We start from the raw sequence: 26379 nt of genomic DNA, 5'->3' as shown, positions 1-26379 counted from the left end.
TGTAAGTGTTACGTGTTAACTCTTGCGTTTCCGGTCTTTGGTCTGTAACAGCCCAGGCCTTTGCCGCATGAACTGTAGCGGAGCACGAATCAAGTAATCTTTCCATTCCTTAATGGAAGGCGGGGCAGCCATTCCTACATAGGGAATGCCAAAACTTTTTAATTTGAACATATGGATGACCAAGAACAAAAAAGCCATGATCACACCATATAATCCGAACATCGCGGCGGTGAACATGATGGGAAAGCGTAATAACCGCATCGCAATACCGGCACTGTACATAGGTGTGGCAAAAGAAGATATCGCCGTCACCGCAACAACAATGACCAGGATAGGACTTACAATGCCGGCATCCACCGCAGCTTGTCCAACGATGAGACCACCAACGATCCCCATGGCTGGGCCGATAGGCTTCGGCAAACGTAATCCCGCCTCCCGCAAAATCTCAATCGCAAGTTCCATAATAAGTGCTTCAATTAACGTGGAAAAAGGCACACCCTGCCTCGTTCCGATGATTGAGATCACCAAGTTGGTAGGAATGAGTCCAGGATGAAACGAGATAAACGAAATGTATATGGCTGGGGCAAATAGCGAAATCAGGGTCGCTACAAAGCGTAAAAATCGAATAAACGAACTGGGAATCCAGCGTTCATAATAATCTTCGGGTGATTGCAGCATCATGGCATAGGTAACCGGCATTAACAGGGCGTACGGTGACCCGTCCAGCAGGATGGCAACCCTTCCTTCCAACAAGGCCCCCATGACCCTGTCTGGTCGTTCCGTATTTTGAATCTGAGCAAATGGGCTAAGGAAATTATCTTCAATTAACTGCTCCACATAACCAGACTCCAGTACTTCATCTACATCAATTGCGCGCACACGCCGTTTGACTTCGTCGACCAGTTCATGATTAGCAATATCCCGAAAATAGACGATCATCAGTTGCTTCTCGACTCTGCTTCCCACTTTGCAGGAGACCATTGCAAGTTCATTGGTTTCCCCATGTCTGCGCAGCATGGCTGTATTGTCACTCAGCACTTCCGTGAAGCCAATCCTTGGCCCCCGAAGAACCGATTCCGATACTGGCTCCTCGATCGATCTTGATTTCCCCTTTGGCGTTCCCAGAATTAGCGCCCCTTGAACTCCATCCAGCAAAAGGATTACGGAGCCAAATAGTACCTTGCGCAAGCTCGGAGTGACCTCCTTCACAAATTCTGTTTCAGATACGAGTAACAGCTGCTGATCCAGTAAATGTACCAGCTGTTCGGGAGTGAACTTCCCGTGCTCAAGTGGCGTGTTTCCCCACTCCAACATTGGTTTCAGCACGTTATGATCCAGCGCCATCTTATCGGTTAAACCATCGACAAAATACAAGACAGCACGACAATCCAGGTTACTTAGGTAAAATGTTCGTTCATTAATATCATCCATATCCAGCGCAACCTGTTTGAAGCGATTCATGTTGGTCACAAGTTCATCTGTATATAACAAAGCTTTATCATCTGTGACCGTTGGAACAGGACTAGGGTCACCCGACTGTTCTTCTGCAGCGGGAGGACTCTCCATTCTCTGCTTTCGTTGGCCCAGCCGCGCATCCATAAGCTTGATCTGGCGAAACAGGCCCATAATGAGAAAAGGTACTAACGTTAGGCACACGGTGCCCGCCCAGGCATTCCAGTCAGGTATATGATCCAGTATTTGTTTCCACATCACCTGATCAGATCTCCTTACATCACATACTGTTTTCAAGTAGAATGACCAATATTCTACAATTCATGCATTCATGACCTTTACATAGTTATCATCGATTGACTCAAAATAAATAAAACGACCGTTCCCCAGTAGAATACCGAGAAATGGTCGCAGCTTAAATCGTTTTGTTTGTTCAGTTACATCCAACACGGTTCTTGAAGCAGATCACGCCAAACTGGACGAACCTAATTGTGATATTTCAGAGAAAAGAACAGCAATATTTTTAGATGATAAATCCATTCCTTGCGATATCCAAAATTCCAGAGTGCCGACATAGGCAGAAGAGATATAGGAAAATACGTATTGTTGTTTTGTCGGAATTTCAACGAACTGACCGTGTCTCGCCTGAAATGACTGATGCAGCTGCTTTCTCAGCAGTTCCCTTAATTTTACCGCAAAAGCAGGATCGCCATGTGGTCCCATAAAGAACTTGAAAAATTCTTTATTCTCAATCACGTAATCAAAGGGTTTGATATAAGCATAAGGAGGTTCAATAAAGGGTTTTTGCGTGTTGCGTAGAAAACTGAGTTTCATGATGACTTTTTTATAGCCATGTAAGATATCGTTAGTATATTGTTCACAAAAATCATAGATGTCCTTGTAATGTAGATAGAACGTTCCCCGATTTAGCCCTGCTCGCTCCGTCAACTCTTTTACGGTTACATTCGCTAATCCCTTTTCCGTGGCGAGTTCTATAAAAACGGATCTAAGAATCTGTTTCGTCCGAATAATACGTTTATCCTCGTTTATATCCATATATTCATTTCCCTTTCAAAAATTCCTCTGTCATTTACTGATCATCTCCCCGGTTTATGTTGATTAATGAACACAGGGTGAATGAATGATCATTGAGTTGCTACCTTCTTTTATTATAATGATCGACGTGATCAATAATCAATTATGAAGATCAACACCATGCGGGAATGGAGAAAAATGATGAGTAAAGATACGTTGAGTTTGGATTCAGAAATTAGATTAGGGGCATTGATTCGTCCATTGATAGCTATTGTTCTAGGTATGATGATGGTTATGCTGGACAGTACAGCCATGAATGTAGCGATTCCCAAATTAACGCATGACTTAGAGACCACGTTTGCAACATTACAATGGACAATAACGGGTTATATGTTAGCTATGTCAGCAACGATCCCGCTCGCTGGCTGGATCTCGGATCGGCTGGGCGCTTCAAAAGCCTTTTTGATCACCGTTGTTTTATTTTCTCTCAGCTCACTACTTTGCTCGTTTGCTCAGACGGCAGAACAATTGATTGCGTTTAGAGTCATTCAGGGTTTGGCAGGAGGAATGGTGCAGCCCATCGGGATGGCCATGGTATTTCGAATCGCTCCGGAGGGAAAAAAAGGGCAGGTTATGGGTTTGCTCGGTATTCCTATGTTATTAGCTCCCGCTAGTGGTCCGGTTATATCGGGATGGCTGGTTGAATTTGTAACGTGGCATTGGATTTTCCTTATTAATGTTCCAATCGGGATACTTGCTCTCGTGTTAGGAATTAAATTTTTACCCGTCACAGAAAAAAAAGAAACCCTGGCTTTGGATATTCCAGGTATGATATTAGGCCCCTTGTCATTTGTTAGTATCACCTATGGCATTACCCATATTAGTGATGGTCTGCGAATGAATACTATGGGATTAACTGCTTTGATTGGTGGAGGAATAGTACTGACCCTCTTTATTATCAACGAGCTAAAACATAAGCATCCCCTATTGGAACTGCGTGCATTTTCTTCTGCTGACTTTAGGAAAGGAATTACGGTGAGCTGGATACAATACATGGCTCTGAACGGCTCATTAGTTTTTATTCCGCAATATTTACAATTATTCAAAGGATATGGCCCTCTCACAACAGGGTTAATTATGAGTGTGATGGCTATTACTTCAGGAGTCCTCATGCCCATCGGTGGAAAAATGTATGATTATTTAGGAATTCGTCCTTTAGCTTTTTCGGGACTGTCTATTATCGCCACCGCATTGCTTATCTTATCAAACCTGAACATGGACTCTTCGTTACCATTCGTTGTTTTCTCCATAGCACTATTAGGGATGGGCATGGGATTATGCATGATGTCCCTGAATACTTTTATCCTTCAATCTGCACCGTCTTCACTCATTAGCAGAGTCACACCCTTAACTTCTGCAGCATCCAGCATTGTGATTTCTTTTGCTATTGCAGGATTAACGAGCTTCCTAACGTATCGATCTAGCGTATATGATTCAGATAACAACCAAGTGGAATTGTTTAGTATTGGAGCATTTGGAGATACCTTTGTGCTGGCTGCCTGTATTGCTGCTATAGGAGCATTGCTTAGTCTGAGAATACGAAAAAAAGTAAACAGCAACTAAAGTTAGTTGAACGAAAATGATAACCGCTCAAAATTCCCTCTTCTTATTAGTTGTGTCTACTAATTAAGAAGAGGTTCTCATTTCGTCACCGAATAGATAGTTATACATATGGATAAATGTGGTTTTATAGTTGTATCTGCCTCGGAAGATTTCTCATTTCGTATGGATTAATATGCTAATAATCCTCCCCTCTGCTCCACCCTGGATTTAATTAAGATAATCGAGTGAAATGCTACTGACATGCTGTTGTCAGGAGGGGTGTTGTATCATTTTGTTAAATGTTAAAGCCAAGGGAATATTACATTTATAATAATTAATTATATGGGAGCTGTTTTTTGTTGGAAACTATACATGATCCATTCATATTTGAAAAACCTCTGCTGGAGGGCATCATTCGTAAACGTAAAAATCGAGCGAATTTAATTCGTTCGAGCGTTTCATCAAACATATTGGAGAGCTAAGTTGAAGCTCTCGCTTCTTATGATGCGGCTTCAGCTAAAGGAGAATATGAGCTGGTAACTCAGGATTTGAAAGAACTCACAGGTCAAAATCCAATGCGTATCAAACCATTTTTGGCAGCACACAAAAACGGTTAATCGTTAGGCAGTGTCATGAAACAGAAAAAAACGAAGGTGGATTAACCGCCTTCGTTTTTTTCTATTATACTCGTTTGCGAATAGAACGCTAAGAAAGATTCAATTGTCCGTACTTTCTCTTTAATAACGCAGCCACACGCTCATTTCACCAGCAAGGCGATTGCCCCACAGATAATAGGGAATGGCCTTAAAACGTACTTCCTTTTTTTGCTTAATATAAGAACGGTACGGCTTCTCATCTGACCATAAATCGCTGTCGTCAGTCACGAGACCGTCCCCTTCTACCACGACACAACCACCTAGCAAATCTGGATCAGCATACGCTGTTAACTGCGGCTCCGCAGCCAACGCGAGTGAAGTGAGCGGTGCTTCGTTGTCTGCTTCTTCGACGCAATAAACGAGCGGGCCGCGTTGAATAGCCACCTTGCCTGCATTTGCCCGAATTGAAGGGTGCGCAGCAACTAACTTCGGCTCGATCGGAAGCAGCCACTCCACAGTATTTCCATCAGACCAGCTGCGTTTTATTTTCGCATAACCCTTCTCAACATAAATATCTTGCCGTTCACCATTCACTTTCAAAGTGGGCTGTCCGTTCTGAAACCAATCCGGTATACGCAGCGCAAGCTCGAACTCCGCACATTCGCTGTCCTTGGGAAGCTGAACCGAGAATTCAACATGACCGTTCCACGGTAACTCAGAGCGTTGATGCAAAGTTATTGTGGTGTCGGTAAGCTCGAACGAGGCTTTACTTCCTATATACAAATGGGTATAGATCGTTTTGCCATCCTCAGACACGTCGTAAATATAATCGTCTAACGAACCTAGCAACCGTGCAACATTTGGAGGACAACAGGAGCAACCGAACCATTTTTGTCGGACGGGCTTTACGTGATGTTTATCTGGATTTTTGAGACTTGCTTCTGGCCATACCTCAAGTGGGTTGACATAGAAGAAGTGTTTCCCATCCTTAGACATGCTGCCCAGCACATTGTTGTACAGTGCTCTCTCCAACACATCCGCATATTCGCTCTTAACTTCCAATTGAAGCATGCGACGTGCCCAGAAAATCAAGCCAATCGAGGCGCAGGTCTCGGCATAAACGGAATCATTCGGAAGATCGTAGTCAAACGTAAAGGCTTCCCCGAGATGTGTCGAACCAATACCTCCGGTAATATACATTTGTTTGCCTGTTGTGTTCGACCAGAGTCTTTCACAGGCCTCCTTCAGCTCTTCGTCACCTGTTAGTCGCGCAAGATCAGCCATCGCCGTGTACATGTAAACTGCCCGAACGGAGTGCCCAACAGCTACCTTCTGCTCACGAACAGGAAGATGAGATTGATAGACCTCAAGATTAGGCGTTCCCTGGGACCAGATGTTTGTTCGTCTTCCGCTTTCCCATTCTTCGATAAAATAATTGGGCTGCTTTCCCCGTTCATCTATGAAGTATCGGCTAAGGTTCAAATAACGCTCTTCTCCCGTAATCCCGTGTAGCTTAACCAGAGCCAATTCAATCTCCTGATGACCGCAGTAAGCCCTTATCTGTCCTGGTTTGGTTCCGAACATACGATCAATCAGATCAGCGAATCGGCAAGAGATATCTAGCAATTTACGCTTGCCTGTCGCCTGATAATAAGCAACCGCTGCTTCAATTAAATGACCTGCACAATACAGCTCATGAGCTTCGTAAAGATTGGTCCATTGCTTTCCAGGTTCTTGGATCGTGAAGTAGGTATTCAGATAACCATCGTTATGTTGGGCTTGGCCGATCAATTCGATAGATTCATCGGCGATCTGCTCTAGCCTCTGATCTGGATGATGACGGAGCGAATAAGCAACGGCCTCCAACCACTTGTAGAGATCACTGTCCTGAAATACCCATCCGCCAAACTCTCCTTGCTCCAAGCCAGCAGCAATACGGAAATTTCGAATAGCATGACTAGGTTCAGCGTCCTCTACCCTATCGTTCAGAGCTTCCCATTGATAGGGAATAACCGTTTCTCGTACAAGATCGGAATATGTATTCCAAAATTGGTCTTGAATTTGGATCTGATTCTGTCCCATTATACACACCTCAAAAGTATAAAATTTGACTCTTTCCAAAGTCGAGTATATGCTTTTTCTTAAAGTGAGAATAGGAATGGAATGAGCTTTTTTCTATACAAAATGACACTAAAAAATGAGGTTAATTCATTGAAGGAAGAATTAATTGTTGCGTTACAAACCCCACCTCTTCCATATTACTGGGAATCGGGTCGTTCAACGTTTCGTGTAGGCGACCGTCATCCTAATCGAAGAAACTTCGGCCTGTTTGATGTACTGCTCGTGGTTGATGGGGAATTACATATCGGTGAGAACGGGACGGAATGGACACTCGGCATAGGTGATGCACTATTATTACTGCCGGAAGGTGAGCATTATTCATTCAGGCCCTGCGAACAGGAAACAACGTTTTACTGGGTTCATTTTGAGCATGTGGACTGGCATCAGAGTCCCTTAATAGAAGAATCGGAAGTGGTAAGTCCTTTATCGCCATTCGATAAGCCAAAATCCATACGAATACCTAAGAAATCCACGGTGCTAAGTCCCCAGCTCGCATTTGATCTAATGCAACAGCTTCTGGAACTGCCGGTAGGTGATTCCTTCTGGGAGAAGCAGCAACTCCTGTTCCGCTTTCTGGCTATACTCGAGAATGGCATCTCCGATATGGCCAAAACACCTGCTTCACGGCTTGCCGAGAAAGTAGCTGTTTTTATCCAGCAACACTACCAAGAAGAGATCACCAATGAAACACTCTCGTCGGCACTACACTTCCACCCTAGCTACATCGTTCGCTGTATGAAAATGAAATATGGTGTTACACCGGTTCAATACTCACTACAATTCAGGATTGAGTGGGCCAAGCAGCTTCTAGTCTCCACGGAATGGTCGATTGATCGTATAGCGGCAGAAGTGGGCTTTCAATATTCCCCTTACTTTTCTACCTGTTTCAAGCGAAGTGTTGGAATATCTCCCCTCCAGTTTCGCAAGAAATATCTGAACTAGTTATGCAATTTGTATGGTATGGCACGGTTATGAACAACTTAGTGGGATTTTAAAGTTTCTGATAATCACTTGACAAGGCTACATTCTACTTTTGTCTTAGATTGGTTGTAATAGTTCACTTTATCTAAATTTGTTACTAACCGCCTTTGTTTTACTTTCATTGAATCAGAAGTTTTGTAACGTATTACCTCACTTCATTTTTTTTTTATATGCTAATGGTGTGATGTTCATAGATTTTTTGAATTGATTGATAAAGTAACTTGTACTATTAAATCCGACTTGATAAGCAACATCAGTGACATTATATTGGGGTTGCTGCAGTAAGAGCAGACTTTTTTGAATCCGGTATTCCATCACGTAATTTAAGGGTGTTTCCTTCACAAATCGTTTAAAATATCGGCAACACTCAGACCTGCTGAGGTGTCCTGCCCTAGCTATATCCTCTAAAACAATTCTTTCAGTATAATGTAAATGTATCCAATTCAACATTTCCTTCATTCTTTGATTTTTTAACATCTCGGATTCTTTGTACTCTAATTGAAAACCATTAACAATCAGATTCCTCCATATCTGAGCTAACTTTATTGAAATATCTATTTCATATATAGCTGGACTCTGCTGGATCAATCGGTCGATCTCCAATATGGCATCAATAATATTTGTTGCCCACTGTTCTTTTGTAGTCAGGAGAATGTAGGATAAGTTAGTCGCCTCTATATAAGGGTATACATAAGTTCTAAATAGCTCTTGAGAAAGAATAAAACTCGGAGAAACATTCAAACAAGTATAGATACATCCAGAATTGTTTAAATCTTTAGCAAGGTGCAGGCAGCCACTATTAATAAATAGGGCTTCTCCCTCATCCATTATCACTTGTTCTTCTTGTATTTGAAAGATTGCTTGTCCTTTAATGATCAGAACAAATTGAAATTCTTCGTGCCAGTGCATAGGAATATATCCATTTATATTATGATTGATCGTTGTGCGATAACATGCCATTGATATTACGGTAGTACGATGATGGGTTAGCTCTTTAAAATTCTTGTCTACTATGAAGTCTTTAATTTGCATCGCTTCCACCCCGAAATCAATATATTTATATTTTAATATCTGATATTTGTATATAATTATGCCTTTTCAATTTATTATAGTCAAAGCAAGATACTATTTTAATACTTTAATGGAGTGTTGAATATGAATAGAGGGAAAGGCTTATTATTCGTTTTTATTGGAGCTATATTTTGGGGCATTGGTGGAACTGTTGCAAAGAAGCTGTTCCAACAATATGCCATCGATCTGGGTTGGCTCGTTACGATTCGATTACTCATTGCAGGAATATTACTCCTTTCAATACAATGCTGGAAAACGGGTAGTTGCAGAAATATTTTTGAGATATTGATTGATAAAAAGCTCTCGTTCCAGCTCATTATATTAGGGCTTGTTGGTATGCTTGGGGTTCAATATACTTATATGGCCTCTATAGAAAGGGGAAACGCTGCTGTAGCAACGTTATTACAATATCTTGCTCCTGTCATGATCATTATGTACCTGTTAATCCGTGAAAAATCAGCTCCAACCAAGAAAGATGTTTATACAGTAACGCTTGCTCTCATTGGCAGTTTTTTCTTATTAACAAATGGTTCATTGTCGCAATTATCCGTACCCTCTGATGCAGTTGTTTGGGGAATATTATCAGGTGTTGCCCTCGCTTTTTATACCCTGTATGCTATTCGTTTTCTCCAAAAATACGATTCGTTAATTATTGTTGGCTGGGCGATGATTATCGGGGGAGTTGCTATAAGTTTTATACATCCGCCTTGGGACATGAATTTTGTAAACTTGCCGCCTGAAGCCTATTTTTACTTGATGTTCGTGATTATATTTGGAACGATGCTGGCCTTTTGGTTTTATATCGAAAGTTTAAACAGCTTATCTCCAAAAGAATCAAGTCTTATGGGGAGCCTGGAACCATTAGCAGCTGTATTGACCACAGTATTCTGGTTGAAAGATTCTTTTGGATTCTTTCAATGGATTGGAACAGCTTGTATTATTATAATGGTTTTTTTCTTAGCATTTAATAGAGATACTTCAGCAAAAAGTTAGAACTCTCTTTTCCTTCCGCCAAATTTAATACAACGCCCGCCGCTGCTCTTATAAATATTGAGAAATCATTTTCGTAAGTGAGATACTTATGCTGATATGGTTTTATGGAATTCTCATTAGCGACATTGGGAACCCAATGTAAGCATTCTAAAGAAACATTCAAACGGATGGCTCTAAGGCTGGGCTTGAAAACTTGCGGTCCCGGGAAAAACCAAAAATAATATATTTGAAATATTAGCTCTACGCTATCCTGCCCTTTCGTAATGTGAGATCAACCAGTTCTATCTGGTTGATCCTTTTTGTCATGACTATGTGTATTTAATTCGAGTAGAGATAATATGAACCCTATTTATGGCTAGACATTCTAAAGAAGAAAGCCCCAACTAAGAGATAGTATCGTGATAGTGCTCCAAGTATTCAGGACATCGAACATGAATTAGGTCTTTGTCCTACAATAGTTTTGAAAACAACCGAGTGTTATAGTGTTGCCTCAACAATCAATTTTTAAAGAGTCAAATCGGCAGAAAGAGGCGACCTCTCCTAGGTTAAATGTCGGAGAAAGTCGCCACTTATACAATTCTTTTGTTATTTGCTTAGTGAGTCATTATCAACAGAACTCATCTATTAAAATGTAATTACATCTTGAGCGTATGATTCGATTCAACAGACTCTGACTGTTCCTTGTTAGGGAATGGCCACCAATTGGCGCGGCCAAACATCTTCACCATCACTGGGACGAAGAATGGCAGGAACAACAGAGAGTACAAGATCAGTCCGCTAAGGACTACTGTGGCAATTTGCATCATCGAGAGAACACCAGATGGATACATGGCAGCAAATGTACCGCTCAGAATGACGGCTGCAGATAGAATCACGGTCCCCATGTTCTTCATCGCGTACAATATAGCATCCTGCACTTTCATGCCTTTGTTTTCATTAAAACGGTCCATCAGGAAGATGCTATAATCCACACCCAGTGCAATTAGCATGACAAATCCGAAGAACGGAGTAACCCAGCTAATGCCTGCGAATCCGAGAATATTAACAAAAACCACTTCGGTTACCGCCATCGATGTGAAATAAGCCAGTAATAAGGAAACGATCAGATACAATGGCATAATCACGGAACGAAGCAGCACGACCAGAATAATAAATGTGCCCGCCAGCATCAGCATTACAGTACGTGTATAGTCGTTATTTGAGATCTCCTGCAGATCTGCAAACGTACTGGTAACTCCACCTACGGCAATATCGGCTTTTTCAAGCGTACTGCCCTGTACCGCACGATGTACTGCCGCCTCAATGTCAGGAACACGATCAATGGCTTCTGTTCCGTATGGATTTTCGGCGAAAATAACATCAATCGTCATCGTCTTCCGATCTTGGGACAGATACGTATCAAATACCTGTGTGAAGTCATTGCTGTTCAGGGCTTCTTCAGGAACGTACCAGCCTGCCAGATCGGAATCCGGTGAATTTTGTAATTGCGTCAGGTAGTCCTGCGCTGAATCCAGTCCCCCGGATACCTGTTTAATACCATCGACACTTTGATTCAAACCATCTGTCAATTGTGTCAGTTGACCACTCAGATCCGAGAAGCCTTGCTGAATTTTCTCCTGTCCACCTTGAAGCTGACCAAGCCCGTTCTGGATGGAAGGTATCTCCTTAATGACTTTTCCTTGACCATCAGCGGCCTGTTTCAGACCTGTCTCAAGCTGACTGATTCCCGTTACAATCTGGCTTAGACCATCGGCAAGAGCCTTCTGTCCGGCTGCTGCGGAGGCAAAGCCTTCATTGGCCTGATTAATTCCAGCAGCGGCTTCTCCAAGCTTGGTCTTAATCTGACCCAGACCTTGAGCGAGCTGCGCTGTACCAGAACCAGTTTCACCAATCGTGCCTTTGATAAGCTGGTAGTCCGCATCTTGCTGCAATTCAGGATAACGCTCTTCGAGTGCTGTGAAAGATTCAGACAGACTGGTTAAAGCCGTTGAAACCCCGTTCAGCTGTTGCTCCAGTTCGCGGGTTCCTTCGCCCAATGCAGCGACTCCTGCTTCCGCCTGACGATAGGCTTCAAGCAACTGATTGTTCGCTTGTGCAAGTTGATCTGCGCTCGTTTTGGCTTGCTGAAGTCCTGCTTTCAGATCACCCGCACCTGCGGAACCATCTCGGATACCTTTTTCAATCTGCTTAAGCCCGTCACTGAGTTGCGCGATACCCGATTGCAACTGAGTGGTTCCTTTGGTCAGTTCACCGGCTCCATCGGCAGCTTCTTTTAACTGTGGTTCATTTTTACTCAGCTGACTGCTGGCTTCACTCAGACCATCACGGATTTTGTCCAGACCCGTCTTGCCTTCTCCCAGTCCATCCGATAATGTTCCCACTTGCTGTGTAACTTCAAAATCTTTGATCTCATCACCCGTAGGTCGTGTCATACTACGGACACCGGAAATCCCAGGTACTTTCTCTACTTCCCGGCTAATTTTCTCAGCAACGGCCATATACTTCGCATTATCCATCGCTTCATCGTTCTGAATGACGATCTGACTTGGAAGTGATTCCCCCGGACCGAAGCTGTCGGAGATAATGTTGAATGCTTTTACTGAATCATATTTCTCCCCAATTTCATCCAGACTGTTGAACGACAGTTTGCCATCATAGGTTGCCAGAAGAGGCACACAGACAGCTGCAATGATGAGCAACGCAGCCCATGGACGTTTCAGAGAGAAGCGTCCTGCTGCGCCGTAAATCTTGCTCTCGGCATGTTCAAGTGAACCTTTAGATGGCCAGAACATCTTTTTGCCCAGCACCGCCATGAAGAATGGTACGATCGTCACCAGGGCAAGCAGCATGACTGCAATGCCAACAGCTACAGCAACCGCAGAGCGGTACAAAATAAATTGGGCAAAGCCGATGGCAATGAATCCAACCAGCACCGCAAGTGCGGAGAAGAGTACCGTTTTACCGGCAGTACGATAGGTAGCAATGATAGCATCCCAAGTATTCTCATGATGAGCCAGTTCTTCCTTGAACCGACTGATCAGCAGAATGCAGTAATCTGTACCAATCCCGAACATAACAGCGACCATAAAGATCTGGGTAAACGTGGATATCGGGAAGTCGAGCCTATCCACCAGGAATGAGACAATCTGTTGCGATACAATGTAACTGATCCCCACCGTCAACAGGGGTACAAACGGAGCTACAAACGAACGGAACACCAGGAACAGGATAAGTAAAATAAAGACAACGGTAATATATTCCGATTTCTTAAGCCCCTCTTGTGAACTGTCAATGGTATCCTCGTCGATCAGACCTTTACCGGTTAAGTAGTGTTCTACATTGACGGACTTCAATGCTTCATTCAGGTCGTCCCGCATTTCCTTGACTGTGCGATCTCCCTGATCAACGGATAGCGACGTTAGAATGGTTTTGCCGTCAGCTGAAATCATCTTCTCGGACAATTCAGGCTCAGAGAAAGGTTCCAGAATGGACAGAACTCCCAGCTTTTCCTTGTCAGCCTCCAATTGCTTAACAGCCTGCTCTGCCTCTTGTATCCCCGTGGTACCCAGACCATCCGGATTATAAAATACAAGGGCGATCTGGCTGCCCTGCTGTTCTCCCTTTTGCGCTGCAGCTTCATCCAAAATCGCCGATGCCCTGGTGGAAGAGTACCCTTCCGGAACCGAAATCTGTCCTTTCTCCCGAATCAGTTCACTCATATTTGGGGCAGTAAACATCAATACCGCGGTTACAACTACCCATAGCCCCATTAACCACCATCGTGCTTTCAATATCGTTGTCATTTGTTCTCCCGTCCTCCTTCATGTGTTAGCAAAGCTGCAAGCTTCTCAAAAGATTCAATGAAATTACGAACCTCTTCAGGTGTAAAATGAACTAGATACGGTTCCAGAAGCATTTGAATTTCCCGCTCTGTCTCCCTGTATACCTGGTGTCCAGTATCCGTCAGTTTAAGATAGATTACCCGGCGGTCACGCTCATCACCTTCACGGTGTACCAATCCTCTAGCAACAAGCTTATTGACCATGGCTGTAATGCTGCTCTTACCTACGCATAGAAGTTCTGCTAGATCAGAGGGTGTACAGGAAGGTTTCTCCTCAATTAGACGGAGTGCACAGAATTGGTCTATGGTCATAGTTTGCCCTACATGATCACGTATTCGGTTATCAAACTGCTTGGTTACTAGAAAAGAAGCATCTAAATAACGATTCACCAAGCTTTTCGCATCCGGTGTGTTCATCTTCATCCTCCTTTCGAAATTTAGTTCACTTTATGAACTGTTCTTCCGTGAAACTATTCTATAACGAAACTATATCGCAAAGCAATACTTTTTTCCTGTGTTTTTTTAAAATTCGACAAAAAAATAAGGGTCTTTAGACTCAATTTCTGACAACGGCGTAGGGAAATCGGTTGTTCACACATGGCAAACGATCAGGCTTGTTCATTCTTTCCAGCATATTCAAAGGAACTATGTACATTATTACCATGTAAGAACTTAGTTAATTTGAAGGAACAGTTTATTTCAAAAATGATTGGATATTCTACAGTCGATTAGGCGTAATTTCGTTTAAATAGGGGACGTAATCTGGAAGAAAAATCGCACGTTTTATCACCATATAGGCTTAAGACGCAAATAATGCGTTGGCAATTGAACTTTTGCCAACGCATTATTAAAGAGCGTCTCTAAAACTGTATACTCGGGAGAGTTATGTCATTCTAATTTCAGGACTCCATGATACATGCTGATGAACGAGTTGCTATTCTCCTTTTTAACCTCATCTCAGTCATTTTTCAACTTGGAAAACGAAAAGCTTAGTAGGTCTCATCACCGTGGAAAAATGTCCTTTGCATCCCTAATTTCCAATGATCATATATAATATCAGCTACTTCTGCTGCGGAAGTTGTGGGAGATATCTCATACCACCACTTCAGGATGCTCATCGCTGTGGAAGCATATAACCGAGCAAAAAGCTCAGTTCTCACTTTAATTTCCCCTCCCTTTCCCTGGCTCAAGCTTATTCTGATTTTGTCTTCCAGCAAGGACTGCATATCCTCGAATACGTAAAGTTCCATGTTTTTATTCCATATGCTCATGTACCAGTCCTTTTGACTACCTAAATACATAAGGTGCTGTGTAATCAGAAGACGTGTCTGATGTGAGCTTTGAGGGGCAAGCGTGATAAATGGCAAATTAATTACGTTATCGAGCTCTTTCAAGGTTGTTAGGACAAGTTCATCACGTAGTTCATATTTGTCACTGTAATAAGTATAAAAAGTGGAGCGGTTTACCCTGGCGGCTGATGAAATATCTTTGATGGTAATAGATCGAAATGTTTTTTGTCTCACACATAAAGAAAAACCCTCTTTAATATGTTCACGTGTTTTTACTACCCGAAGGTCATGTTCAGCTTTCATCAATAACACCTTTCTTCAATCCAACATATGATTGTTTAAATGTCTATTATCCTACAAATCGGACTATCTCTGATTATTTAAATTTTATATTTAAAATTCTATAATTAGAGATGTGACGGATTCATGTTTGGGATAATCTGTTTCTCTATGGTAATGATTAATCTGTGCATTAGAAATGAAATGGCTTCATTTCAAATGATATACAGACATCACAGAGTTATTCAAGCAAAGATTATTATTTCCAAGCTCAATTGAATTCTAAACTGAAAAATATACTATATTGCAGGAGGATCACAACGATGTTTAATTTAAACTTCACAGAACAAGCAGGATTAGTAACAGGAGCAGGCTCAGGTATTGGTCGAGCAAGCGCCCTTGCTTTTGCCCAAGCGGGTGCGAAGGTTATGGTAGCAGATATCAATGAAAAAGCGGGACTTGAAACTGTACGACTAATTGAGGCGTTCGGAGGCGTTGCAAGTTTTTTCAAATGTAATGTAGCTGAAGAAGAAGATATTATTGGACTCGTGCAAGCTACCGTATCAAAATTTGGGCAACTGAGTTTTGCTCACAATAATGCAGGAATTACATTGCCCCCAGCCCCAATGGCTGAATCTTCCTCAGAAGATTTTGATCGTGTAGTTAAAATAAACTTGTATGGAACATATTACGCAATAAAACACGAAATTCAAGCGATGTTAAAAACGGGTGGAGGCGCAATCGTTAATACATCCTCTGGATTTGGTTTGATTGGTGGACAAAATCAAGCGATCTATTCCGCTACAAAATTCGCAATGAATGGAATGACAAGAAGTGTTGCTATGGAGTATGCTCAGCATGGCATCCGTGTCAATGCAATCTGTCCAGGAATGACAGCGACTCCAATTTTGAGTTGGTTGGATGATGCACCTGAACAAGCTGATGTCTTCAAATCAAGTATTCCATCTGGTAAATTGCAAACCGCTGAGGATCAAGCTAATGCAGCCGTTTTTCTATGTTCAGACCTAGCAAGTCAGATTACAGGCGTTACTTTGTCTGTAGATGGTGGTTATGTTGCTGGCAGATAAAAAATTGAATTTAAGAGCAGTAATTCCGCAGGTTTTGAAATCGCTTTCTGAATTGTGAAACGACCTTAGAGACCTAGACTCCTACTTCCGTTATCAAGAGTAAGAGCTCAGGTCTCATATAAGGGATATTGGCCATAGGTCACAAAGATACTACATTGGGTCATTTTTAAATCGACATTCCTAATTCTTTACGCATATTATGCATGCTATCCCCCCCCCCCCTCGCTCTTCCATGTAAAATGAAATCAACCATTTACCATGGTTGTCGATTAACTAAATCTTAAGTAGGAGGGTGACATTGAAGAAAGCGATTGCTTAAATGTTAAGTGCATGATATCATGATTTTGGGATTGTTACTGAAAAGGCGAAACCCAAAACATGTGGAAGCACATGTTTTGGATTTCGCCTTTTCTCGTTTTTACCTTAGTTACCAAACTTTGCTTTGGAATGAGTGATGTGCAATAGAAAAAGGTCGAGCCAGAAAAATGAGTATTTTATAATATTCTCTTTTGAATTAATGGAGGTTACCTTTATACCCGATGAAGGGGAGCAATCAGATGATTATAGAAAAAATATTCAACAACAATGCGATTGTAGCCAAAGACCTTCACAGACAGGAATCTGTCGTAATGGGTCGCGGTATTGGATTCAAGAAAAATATTGGAGATTTGGTTGATGAAACTCTAATAGAAAAGGTTTTTATTCTTGAACAGAGAGATGCTTCTGAGAAATTCAAATTACTCTTGGAAGATGTTCCATCCGAATATGTATCGTTGTGCTATGACATTATAGAGTACGCTAAGAATCGGCTGGAAGCACCTCTTAGTGAATACATTTATGTTACACTCACGGATCACATTAACAACACGTTCAAAATGTTCGACGAAGAAATCAAAATTGTTAATCCTTTGATCTGGGAAATTAAAAAATTCTACCCGAAAGAGTTCGCTGTTGGCCTAAAGGTATTGGAATTCATTGAAGAAACTGTAGATAAAAAATTGCCGGAGGATGAAGCAGGTAATATCGCCCTTCATCTTATAAATGCTCAGGTGAATAGCTCATATGCCAATGTAGCGAATATCGCGCAACAAATGGAGAAGATTCAAGACATATTAAATATTGTTAGATATTCGTATAATATTGATCTTGATGAAGAATCAATCAGTTATGAACGATTTATCACCCACTTGAGATTTTTTTTTCAAAGGCTGAATCACAGAGAGAAAGTGATATTACTCGATGATTTTCTACTTAAGCAGGTGAAGTCCAAGTATAAAAAAGCTTATGACTGCATGCTGAAGATAGAGAAATATCTCCACACTAAACTATCTGATGATGAACAATTGTATTTAACCATTCACGTTCACAGAGTTACAGAAAGATCAATATAATAAAAATACGGATTGTTACTGGTAATGCAGGCGAGACTAGAATAGACAGCGTGCCTCACGCTGAGCTATAAGTCTTGCCTTTTTTTATATGACTCAACACGAAGGAGCACAAACTTATGAAATATGAAAAATTAGCTAAAGATATCATCAAAAATGTCGGAGGCAAAGAAAATGTCAGTGACCTGTCCCACTGTGTCACTCGTCTACGATTTAAACTGAAAGATACAAGCAAAGCCAATACCGATATCTTGAAAAACATGGACGGTATCGTCACAGTTGTTGAGAGTGGCGGACAATACCAGGTTGTAATAGGCAACCATGTGCCCGATGTCTATGCAGAAATCGCTACTGCCGGTGGATTTCAAACAGCTTCCGAAGAAAAATCCGATGAAAAGACTGGGTTGTTCAACAAATTTATTGAAGTCATTTCTGGCGTATTCACACCAACGTTGGGAGTTCTGTGTGCTACAGGTATGATTAAAGGTTTTACAGCGCTACTCCTTTCTATCGGCTTACTTACCAGCACATCAGGTACTTATGTAATTCTGAATGCAATTGGAGACTGTTTGTTCTACTTCTTCCCTATCTTTTTGGGGTACACATCCGCCAAAAAATTTAATGCCAATATTTTTATCGGAATGGGAATCGGCGCAACTCTGGTCTACCCAACCTTCTCAAGCATAACAGCGTCTGGCCAGCCGTTGTATACGTTATTTAGCGGAACAGTTATTGAATCGCCGGTCTATCTGACTTTCTTGGGTATTCCGGTCATTCTAATGAATTACACATCTAGCGTTATTCCAATCATCATTTCGACGTATGTGGGTTCCAAGATTGAAAGCTTTTTCAAGAAAATTATTCCAAGTGTTGTAAGAGCCTTTTTAGTTCCATTCTGTACTTTGCTGATCGTTGTTCCACTCGCAATGATTTTCATCGGACCGATTTCAACATGGGCGGGCCAGCTTCTGGGAGAGGGCACACTGTCTCTTTATAACTTGAGTCCGGTAATTACAGCCACTCTCATGGGTGCATTCTGGCAAGTATTTGTAATTTTTGGTCTGCACTGGGGATTTATGCCCATCATAATCAACAACTTAAGTATATTGAAATACGATCCAATTCTTACGGGTTCCTTCGCTGCTTCTTTCGCTCAAACAGGTGTCATACTAGCGATTTTGCTTAGAACCAAGAACATTAAATTGAAATCCCTGTCCATACCGGCCTTTATCTCAGGAATCTTCGGTGTAACAGAGCCTGGGATTTATGGAATTACGTTACCACGCAAAAAACCATTCATTCTAAGCTGTATCGCCTCAGCGGTCGGTGGTAGCATTATCGGTATAATGGGAACCAAAACCTATGTTTTTGCCGGTTTAGGCATTTTCGGTATTCCAAGCTATATTAACCCTGAGGGCATAGACAGCGGATTTTATGGTGCAATTATCGGAATGATCATTAGTTTTATCCTAGGTTTTCTGCTGATGTTCTTTGGAAAATTCAAGGATGATGAAGTCAAAATCGAAAATAATGAGGCTGTAAAAACCGAGGTACTGGTCAAACAGGAAACTGTCATTAGCCCACTCAAAGGCAACGTAATTTCTCTAACCGAAATAAATGATGAAGCATTCTCTAGTGGTGCACTCGGTAAAGGAGTTGCTATCGAACCGACCGAGGGTAAGGTGTACTCTCCAGTAGATGGTGTTTTGACAAATGTATTCCCATCTGGTCATGCCATCGGCGTTACAAGTGTCAACGGTGTGGAGATTCTCATTCACGTTGGCAAGGATACTGTAAAGTTGAAGGGCAAACATTTCACGCCTATAGTTAAACAAGGTGCGGAGGTAAAAAAAGGAGATCTCCTATTGGAATTTGATATAAATGCAATAAAAGAGGCCGGTTATATCTTAACCACACCTGTGATTATCACCAACTCGCATAACTATCTTGATGTTATAGAAACCGAGAAAAAGAGTATCTCATTCAATGAAGATCTTCTGACTGTTGTGATTTAGACATGTATGCAAACTATGCCAATATACAACAGCGTCTTGTGACTTCCAACTGATCTGAAGAGACTAGAGTAAAGGCAAATGACCGCTTGCCTGACGAAGTTCTGAATGTACTGAAAGCTAAGTATGCAACTGTTCAACTTATTTGCAAAATCATTTCCCGTAATCATAGAATTAAATTTAAAATTATGTAAAAAACAATGCGAGTGGGCACCTATTGAAATGAGGTGCCCACTCGCTCTATTTCTATATGAATAACCACCTATGATAGACCTTATTAAAGGTTCACTGGGTTATAATTAGTAGCACTTAGTTCAGGTTAAAATTATTCTCCTTTCATTGAGATACGCAAAAAACACTCCTATGTTTTGGGATTAAATAACGTTGAGGCTGACTTTCTTATTCAATTCTTTCGCAGTGTGAACGTTCTTTCCATTCATGTTCTTCCGTGCACAGAATTGAACGGTTAAATACAAAAAAATGTCTGGGACTCTTAGATTCTCACTTCTTATCTTTGATTTCACTGTATCCTTTCACGATGGTACCACACCCATAGCTTTTCTTGTTATACTGTCCCTACTTAAATAGGATAAGCAATAATTACTACATGACCCAATAATAGGAAAGAGCCTGCTGTTGGCAGGCTCTTTCGGTTAATTCAAGTATGCGTTTAGGTTGTGTATCAACTAGTATAACGTTCAAAAACACACTCATTGCAACTTATAGTTGCTCACCATTTGATTCAATGACTTGCTTGTACCAATAGAAACTCTTCTTCGGCGTTCTGCTCAAGTCGCCGTTGCCATCATTGTCTTTGTCGACATGGATAAAGCCGTATCGTTTTTTCATTTCACCAGTTGATGCACTGACCAGATCAATGCAGCCCCACATGGTATAAGCAATGAGGTCCACGCCGTCTGCCGTTGCTTCCTTCATTTGTTCAATATGGCTTTTCAAATATTCGATGCGGTAATCATCCTGAATCGAACCATCTGCTTCCACCACATCTGCAGCACCTAAGCCGTTCTCCACCACCATCAATGGAATCTGATAACGGTCATAAACATGATTCAGCGTATAACGTAAGCCTTTAGGATCAATCTGCCAGCCCCATTCGGACGTCTCCAGATATGGATTTTTATAGCCTCCAAACAGATTTCCGCCGGTTCTCTCAAGCGAATCATCTGTGCTTTCTACTATAGACATGTAGTAGCTGAAGGAAAAGAAATCAACGCAGCCTTCACGTAATGTTTTTGCATCTTCGGGCTGCATATTGATTTCAACTCCCTGCTCTTCAAAGAAACGTTTAGCGAATCCCGGATAAGCACCGCGAACCTGCACATCCCCACAAAGCAGGTTTGAAAGTTGGTCTCTTTTCTGTGCCAGCAAAATATCATCCGGGTTACAGCTGTTGGAATATGTTGTAAGATAACCAATCATACAGCCGATTTTGAAATCCGGATTAATCTCATGTCCGAGCTTGACAGCCTGTGCACTTGCCACAAATTGATGGTGGAGCGCCTGAAACCGGGTTTGCGGAGTATCCTTATCATCATAAAGCAACTTCGCACCTTCAAACAGAATGCCTCCGGCCAAGAATGATCCTATCGGCAGTGCTAGACTGTTGATCTCGTTGAAGGTCAGCCAGTATTTGACCTGATCCTTGTATCGAGTGAAAAGGGTTGTACAATATCTGATATAACAATCGATGACTTCGCGGGAAGCCCAGCCGTTGTACTTTTCGGTGAGACCGAAAGGTGTCTCATAATGGGAGATGGTCACAAGCGGCTCTATGTTGTACTTTTTCAACTCAGCAAAGACGTTGTCGTAGAACTGCAACCCCTCTTCATTTGGCTCCAAATCATAGCCTGTTGGATAGATTCTCGACCAGTTGATGGACATGCGAAACATCTTGAAGCCCATTTGAGCCATTAGTGCGATATCTTCTTTATAGTGTCCATAAAAATCTACAGCCTCATGGCTTGGATAATATGTCCCTTCTTCCAGCTCAGGCGTAATGCGCCGCGGTACTGCATGGGTTCCACCTGTCACCATGTCGGAAATGCTTGGACCTTTACCGCCCTTGTTCCATCCACCTTCGAATTGATTGGCAGCTGTTGCTCCACCCCAGAAGAAACCATCTTTCATACTCATAATATATCCTCCTCGTATTTTAATAATAAACTTTACTTTTATAGTGTAACAACCTTATCTTGACACATCTTGTCATGATATAATTATGGAATGGAAAATAATCGATTATTCAGGATGCTCTTGTTGTTGTTAGAAAAAAAGAAGGTTACGGCTTCAGAAGTAGCGGGTTTATTTGAAATATCCACCCGTACAGTGTACCGCGACATTGACAGGTTGAGCGCAGCAGGAGTTCCCGTATATACTACAACCGGAAAACACGGCGGGATCCATCTGATGGACAATTTTGTCATGGATAAGTCGCTACTAAGTGAGGATGAACAAAACAAAATTTTGCTCGGACTGTACAGTGTCAGTGCAATTCCGCACTTAAACAGTGCTCGCATACTAAGTAGATTGACCACATTGTTTGAGCACAAACTAGACTGGATTGAGTTCGAATACTCTCCGTGGGGCAGTGTCCCTGAACAAGAAATGGAACTGTTCAATCAGATGAAGCAGGCCATATTTGCCAGCCAACTGCTCTCGTTTCACTATGTGAACTCCAACGGGGAATCTAGCCAGGAGACGGTCTTGCCCGTTAAGCTGATCTTCAAAAACAACACCTGGTACTTCAAAGGAGTAAAACAAATTGAAAATGAGCCTGCACCGTTCGTAACGTATAAAATCAAGCGCATCACGCAACTTCGCTTCGTCCCCGGGGAATTTGAGAGCTTTTTAAAAGAAACAATTGTAGACGAAGAGGGTCAGGTGGGGCCGCGACAGATTCGGATCGAGCTATTGTTTGAACAAACCATTGCTTATCGGGTGTATGACTTCTTTGATCCTGATTCGATCCGGAGAGAGTCCAATGGCAAGCTGAATATAGTCTTTTATTTGGACGAGGGTGAACGGTTGTATTCCTTCTTACTGTCATTTGGTTCGGAAGTTAAGGTTGTGAAACCTCTGAAAGTTCACAAAGAACTGCTCAGAAGGCATCAGGAAGCCGTTTCACGTTTACTGGAAGATGATAAGGCACAGAGCGGACTTGAATGATACAAATTAATAGGTATGTGGCTATATTTGCTAAGGTGTTCACTTTAGGAGGCGTACGCTTGAATTGGCGGATCAGACGCAATTTTGTTGAGCGCTTCACCGTAGACTAAAACTTACACATGAAGTTGCATGGGAGCTTAATAGGTCATTTTTCTGAATTATTAAAAATCACGAAAAAAAACATTTGACATGAAACGGGTTCCAAGAGTTACGGTTGTCTTGTAACGCATATCAGACGATAACACATAAGAGAAGGGGCAGATTGGATATGAAACAGGATCAGAGAAAAATTGTTTTTATTGATATTGATGGAACCTTGGTTGGCAATGACGGTAAAGTCCCCATGTCAGCACAAATCGCTTGCAAAATAGCGAGAGAAAATGGTCATTTGTTATACCTTTGTACAGGACGTTCAAAAGCTGAAGTCTACGATGCGATCTGGGAGATTGGATTTGATGGTCTCATAGGTGCAGGTGGAGGATATGTAGAGTCTGATCATCAGGTAATTTATCATAAAAAGGTAATGCCCGAAGATGTTCGGCATATGGTAGATTTCTTTAATGAACATAAGATTGATTTCTATTTAGAATCGAATTCGGCGCTTTATGCAAGTAAGCATTTAAAGCCTCATTTGGAACAATTGGTGTATGGAGATGTGATAAACGATAGTGCTGCCAGAGAAAAAATGGAAAACTCTCCTCACCCTTTTATTACCGGCCTTACGTATGGAGAAACGAACTTATATAAAGATGATGTAAATAAGGTTTGTTTCTTAGAAAGTCATGTCCCATTTCAACGGATCAAAGAAGAGTTTGAAGGAAAGTTCGAGGTCATTCAGTGCACTGTCTCCCTCTTTGGTGAGGATAGCGGTGAACTTATGATTCCAGGTATTCATAAAGCAATTGCTATTGCTGATCTGCTGGATCATTTAAATGAATCTCGTGAACAAACGGTAGCCATCGGAGATGGCATGAATGATGCCGAAATGATCGAATATTGTTCACTAGGGATTGCCATGGGCAATGCCAAACCAGGTCTCCTTGAAATTGCAGATGACATAACCGATACAGTTGAAGGTGATGGATTATTTAAGAGTTTCATCAAACATGGTCTGATTCCTGCACAGGATAGCAGATATACTTTTTGACTATAGGGATGATCATTTGATATTAGTGTTGAATAAAGGGTTACTCCATTCACTGTTCGGTTCAAGCGACCTATTTGAAACGAAGCTTCAGAGCACCAGGTTTCCCGAGCAGATCATGGAGCAATACTTCCTGAATGACAACTTACTCTTCTAAGATATTCAAAATCACATGTTGTGCAATCAAGGCTTCCTTTAATTGGGTGAAGTCTAATTCGCGAAATGGTTTCTGATCCTGAATATAACAATCGGCCGCTACTCCAGCTGCCTCTCCCATGGCCATGCATTGAGCTGAATTTCTTGCAGATGCGTGAGCGCCATGTGTCGCGGACAAGCAGCGGCCAGCTACCAACAAGTTACTGACCTGTTTAGGTATCAATGATCTGTATGGAATATGATAGAATCCGTCTCCTTGTACATAAGCCCAGCGAGTCTCTGTTCCCGAGGTATGATCTTCAACAGGTGCCCCACAACAGGCGATACCATCATCGAATTTGATTGCGTGGATCACATCCTCCTCTGTCAGAATATATTCGCCTAGAATTCGACGGGTTTCACGCACGCCTATATGCTGGCTAGTGGATATCAAGAACGATTCTTCAAATCCGGGAACTTCATTTTTGAGAAATCTCACGTATTCCTGCGCTTGTTTCCTGCCTTCAATCTCTGCAAGTGTCAAAGCAAAGGGATCAGTAGCATCCACAGACGGGACACGGACCATGTTGGTCTGAATAACCCCCGGATGTGGCGTGATATGCCAGGAACCATCTTCCCTTGGCAAGACATAACCACCGCTACGATTGCTCTCTTTCATTTTGTGAGCCATTTCAGCGTGGGTTGTTTTCTTCGCCTTCTCCACATCTACATTACCCATGAAAAAAATGGTGGTCAGCGATTGCAGTTGATCCACGTCAAGCTTTTCAAATGGAGCACCACTACGGGCCGCAATATCTCCATCTCCGGAAGTGTCAATGTAACATTTGGCCTTGATTTGGGTTAAACCGGATTTATTGGCAATTGTAATTGCAGCAATATCCCCTGCCTTCACTTCCACTTCACATGCATACGTATGATAGAGCAGCCTGATGCCTGCCTGGATGGCCATGTCTTCGTATATCACCTTTAATTTCTCCACGTCATACGTAATTCCGGTTCCTGCTCCGTACGTATTGGGACGCTCAAAGCAAGCAGTATCCTGTCTCAAACGGGTAACAACTTCCCAGGGAATGCCACCAACAAGTCTTTGTTTCTTCTCCCCTGGTGTATAAAATCCATAAAATGTATCTACGCCGGTTGCGGTTCTGGAGCCTCCCAGACATCCTTGTGATTCAATCAATATAACGCGCAAACCTCTTCTTGCCGCAGATATAGCAGCGATGGTTCCGGCAGCACCCCCACCAATTACCAATACATCGGTTTCCATAATATTCGTGGTCATTCAATGACCTCCCCTATAACTGTTGTGATACACAAAGTGGTCGGTACAGGTCTTTTATTGCGCAGTCCAACCGCCATCAATAGGCAGTGCAATGCCTGTGATAAATTTGGATTCTTCCGAAGCTAAAAATAAAATGGCTTGTGCGACATCATCGGGATAACCGATATGCGGTGTTAATGGTTGCAGCAAGGTCAGCGCATCCCTGATTTCATTGTCGTTAATGGCTCGTTGTGACATGGGCGTATCCAGTAAACCAGGGCACACCACATTAATACGAATATTATGCTTGGAATAATACACCGCAGCTGATCGGCTGAGCTGAATCACTGCCGCACGGCTGGCTGCATATGCATGTGTTACAAAATGCTCACGGGCACCGACTAGTCCCAAAACGGAAGAAACATTGATGATGTTTCCGTGATGTTGTGCTTTCATAAGGTTCAATGCTTCATGATTCGTTAAATATACACTCTTCAGATTGGACTCCATGACAACATCCCAGCCTTGCTCCGTACACTCATCCAAGGGGCCGTCACCGAATTTCCTTCCGCTGATGCCTGCCACATGAACGAGAATATCCAGCTTGCCAAACCGATGCATCGTTTCATGGAATACTGCTTTCACATCTTCTGTCTTGGTCGCGTCCCCTGCAATGGCGACCATATGATCCGGGTGAACAGCCTTACTTTTCAGTTCTTTTAGTGTATCCTCAGCCTTGTTCTGATCCCGTCCCGTTATAACTATACTTGCCCCGGCAGCTGCCAATTGAAAGGCCGTTTCCCGGCCAATACCACTGGTGCCTCCGACAACAACAATAACCTTATCTTCAAAACACATACTTGCTCCTCCAATCTTTGGATCGC

At 42.2% G+C, this 26379-nt stretch carries 18 protein-coding genes; 8 read left to right on the top strand and 10 right to left on the bottom strand.

Annotation, left to right across the window (positions count from 1 at the left end):
• Window positions 1-15: 15 nt before the first annotated feature.
• Together OM416_RS01655 and OM416_RS01650 are read right to left on the bottom strand one after the other, a co-directional pair.
• Window positions 16-1710: a spore germination protein gene (locus OM416_RS01655; protein ID WP_264928769.1), complete on the bottom strand. Its 1695-nt coding sequence runs from the start codon at window positions 1708-1710 to the stop codon at window positions 16-18.
• Window positions 1711-1917: 207 nt separating this feature from the next.
• A complete protein-coding gene (locus tag OM416_RS01650; RefSeq protein WP_264926382.1) occupies window positions 1918-2508 on the bottom strand; it encodes a TetR/AcrR family transcriptional regulator in 591 nt (196 codons plus the stop codon).
• A gap of 177 nt (window positions 2509-2685) precedes the next feature.
• Between OM416_RS01650 and OM416_RS01645 the strand changes: the two genes are divergently transcribed.
• Window positions 2686-4110 carry an MDR family MFS transporter gene (locus tag OM416_RS01645; RefSeq protein ID WP_264926380.1) on the top strand — a complete coding sequence of 475 codons (1425 nt, stop codon included), beginning with the start codon at window positions 2686-2688 and terminating at the stop codon, window positions 4108-4110.
• A gap of 716 nt (window positions 4111-4826) precedes the next feature.
• On the opposite strand, the gene OM416_RS01640 is transcribed toward OM416_RS01645, so the two are convergent.
• Complete coding sequence (locus OM416_RS01640) at window positions 4827-6767, bottom strand: glycoside hydrolase family 127 protein (protein ID WP_264926378.1); 1941 nt, start codon at window positions 6765-6767, stop codon at window positions 4827-4829.
• A gap of 129 nt (window positions 6768-6896) precedes the next feature.
• Here OM416_RS01640 and OM416_RS01635 point away from each other — a divergent pair, with 129 nt between their 5' ends.
• Window positions 6897-7748 carry a helix-turn-helix domain-containing protein gene (locus OM416_RS01635; protein WP_264926375.1) on the top strand — a complete coding sequence of 284 codons (852 nt, stop codon included), beginning with the start codon at window positions 6897-6899 and terminating at the stop codon, window positions 7746-7748.
• A 189-nt stretch (window positions 7749-7937) separates the two neighbouring features.
• On the opposite strand, the gene OM416_RS01630 is transcribed toward OM416_RS01635, so the two are convergent.
• A complete protein-coding gene (locus OM416_RS01630) occupies window positions 7938-8813 on the bottom strand; it encodes an AraC family transcriptional regulator (RefSeq protein WP_264928767.1) in 876 nt (291 codons plus the stop codon).
• Window positions 8814-8942: 129 nt separating this feature from the next.
• Between OM416_RS01630 and OM416_RS01625 the strand changes: the two genes are divergently transcribed.
• Window positions 8943-9851 (top strand): EamA family transporter, encoded by a 909-nt coding sequence (locus tag OM416_RS01625; protein ID WP_264926373.1) that lies wholly within the window; start codon window positions 8943-8945, stop codon window positions 9849-9851.
• Window positions 9852-10486: 635 nt separating this feature from the next.
• On the opposite strand, the gene OM416_RS01620 is transcribed toward OM416_RS01625, so the two are convergent.
• From OM416_RS01620 to OM416_RS01610, 3 genes are all read right to left on the bottom strand, one after another.
• Entirely contained in the window at window positions 10487-13654 is a 3168-nt protein-coding gene (locus tag OM416_RS01620) for an MMPL family transporter (RefSeq protein WP_264926371.1), read from the bottom strand.
• The gene (locus tag OM416_RS01615) at window positions 13651-14109 is read right to left on the bottom strand and encodes a MarR family winged helix-turn-helix transcriptional regulator (protein ID WP_264926369.1); all 459 of its coding nucleotides are present in this window, start codon (window positions 14107-14109) and stop codon (window positions 13651-13653) included. Before OM416_RS01615 ends, OM416_RS01620 begins: the two co-directional genes overlap by 4 nt.
• 572 nt (window positions 14110-14681) lie before the next feature.
• On the bottom strand, window positions 14682-15284 hold the full coding sequence (locus OM416_RS01610) for a TetR/AcrR family transcriptional regulator (RefSeq protein ID WP_264926367.1): 603 nt from the start codon (window positions 15282-15284) through the stop codon (window positions 14682-14684).
• A gap of 299 nt (window positions 15285-15583) precedes the next feature.
• Between OM416_RS01610 and OM416_RS01605 the strand changes: the two genes are divergently transcribed.
• The 3 genes from OM416_RS01605 (at window position 15584) to OM416_RS01595 (ending at window position 19751) form a co-directional block, all read left to right on the top strand.
• A complete protein-coding gene (locus OM416_RS01605; RefSeq protein WP_264926365.1) occupies window positions 15584-16348 on the top strand; it encodes an SDR family NAD(P)-dependent oxidoreductase in 765 nt (254 codons plus the stop codon).
• Window positions 16349-16905: 557 nt separating this feature from the next.
• Window positions 16906-17739, top strand: a complete 834-nt coding sequence (gene licT, locus OM416_RS01600; RefSeq protein WP_264926364.1) for a BglG family transcription antiterminator LicT — start codon at window positions 16906-16908, stop codon at window positions 17737-17739.
• Window positions 17740-17855: 116 nt separating this feature from the next.
• On the top strand, window positions 17856-19751 hold the full coding sequence (locus OM416_RS01595; protein WP_264926361.1) for a beta-glucoside-specific PTS transporter subunit IIABC: 1896 nt from the start codon (window positions 17856-17858) through the stop codon (window positions 19749-19751).
• A 717-nt stretch (window positions 19752-20468) separates the two neighbouring features.
• Here OM416_RS01595 and OM416_RS01590 read toward each other — a convergent pair.
• Window positions 20469-21902, bottom strand: coding sequence for a glycoside hydrolase family 1 protein (locus OM416_RS01590; RefSeq protein ID WP_264926359.1), 1434 nt, complete (start codon window positions 21900-21902; stop codon window positions 20469-20471).
• Window positions 21903-22028: 126 nt separating this feature from the next.
• Between OM416_RS01590 and OM416_RS01585 the strand changes: the two genes are divergently transcribed.
• Together OM416_RS01585 and OM416_RS01580 are read left to right on the top strand one after the other, a co-directional pair.
• Window positions 22029-22934 carry a helix-turn-helix transcriptional regulator gene (locus OM416_RS01585; RefSeq protein ID WP_413775739.1) on the top strand — a complete coding sequence of 302 codons (906 nt, stop codon included), beginning with the start codon at window positions 22029-22031 and terminating at the stop codon, window positions 22932-22934.
• Between the two features lie 268 nt (window positions 22935-23202).
• Window positions 23203-24081: a Cof-type HAD-IIB family hydrolase gene (locus OM416_RS01580; RefSeq protein ID WP_264926357.1), complete on the top strand. Its 879-nt coding sequence runs from the start codon at window positions 23203-23205 to the stop codon at window positions 24079-24081.
• A 142-nt stretch (window positions 24082-24223) separates the two neighbouring features.
• On the opposite strand, the gene OM416_RS01575 is transcribed toward OM416_RS01580, so the two are convergent.
• Entirely contained in the window at window positions 24224-25516 is a 1293-nt protein-coding gene (locus tag OM416_RS01575) for an FAD-dependent oxidoreductase (RefSeq protein ID WP_264926355.1), read from the bottom strand.
• Between the two features lie 54 nt (window positions 25517-25570).
• The gene (locus OM416_RS01570) at window positions 25571-26353 is read right to left on the bottom strand and encodes an SDR family NAD(P)-dependent oxidoreductase (protein WP_264926353.1); all 783 of its coding nucleotides are present in this window, start codon (window positions 26351-26353) and stop codon (window positions 25571-25573) included.
• Window positions 26354-26379 lie beyond the last annotated feature (26 nt).

Source organism: Paenibacillus sp. LS1 (genome assembly GCF_026013365.1).
Lineage (GTDB): Bacteria > Bacillota > Bacilli > Paenibacillales > Paenibacillaceae > Paenibacillus.
The sequence above is the reverse complement of the archived record's forward strand: the minus strand, read 5'-3'. Positions and strand labels throughout refer to the sequence as shown.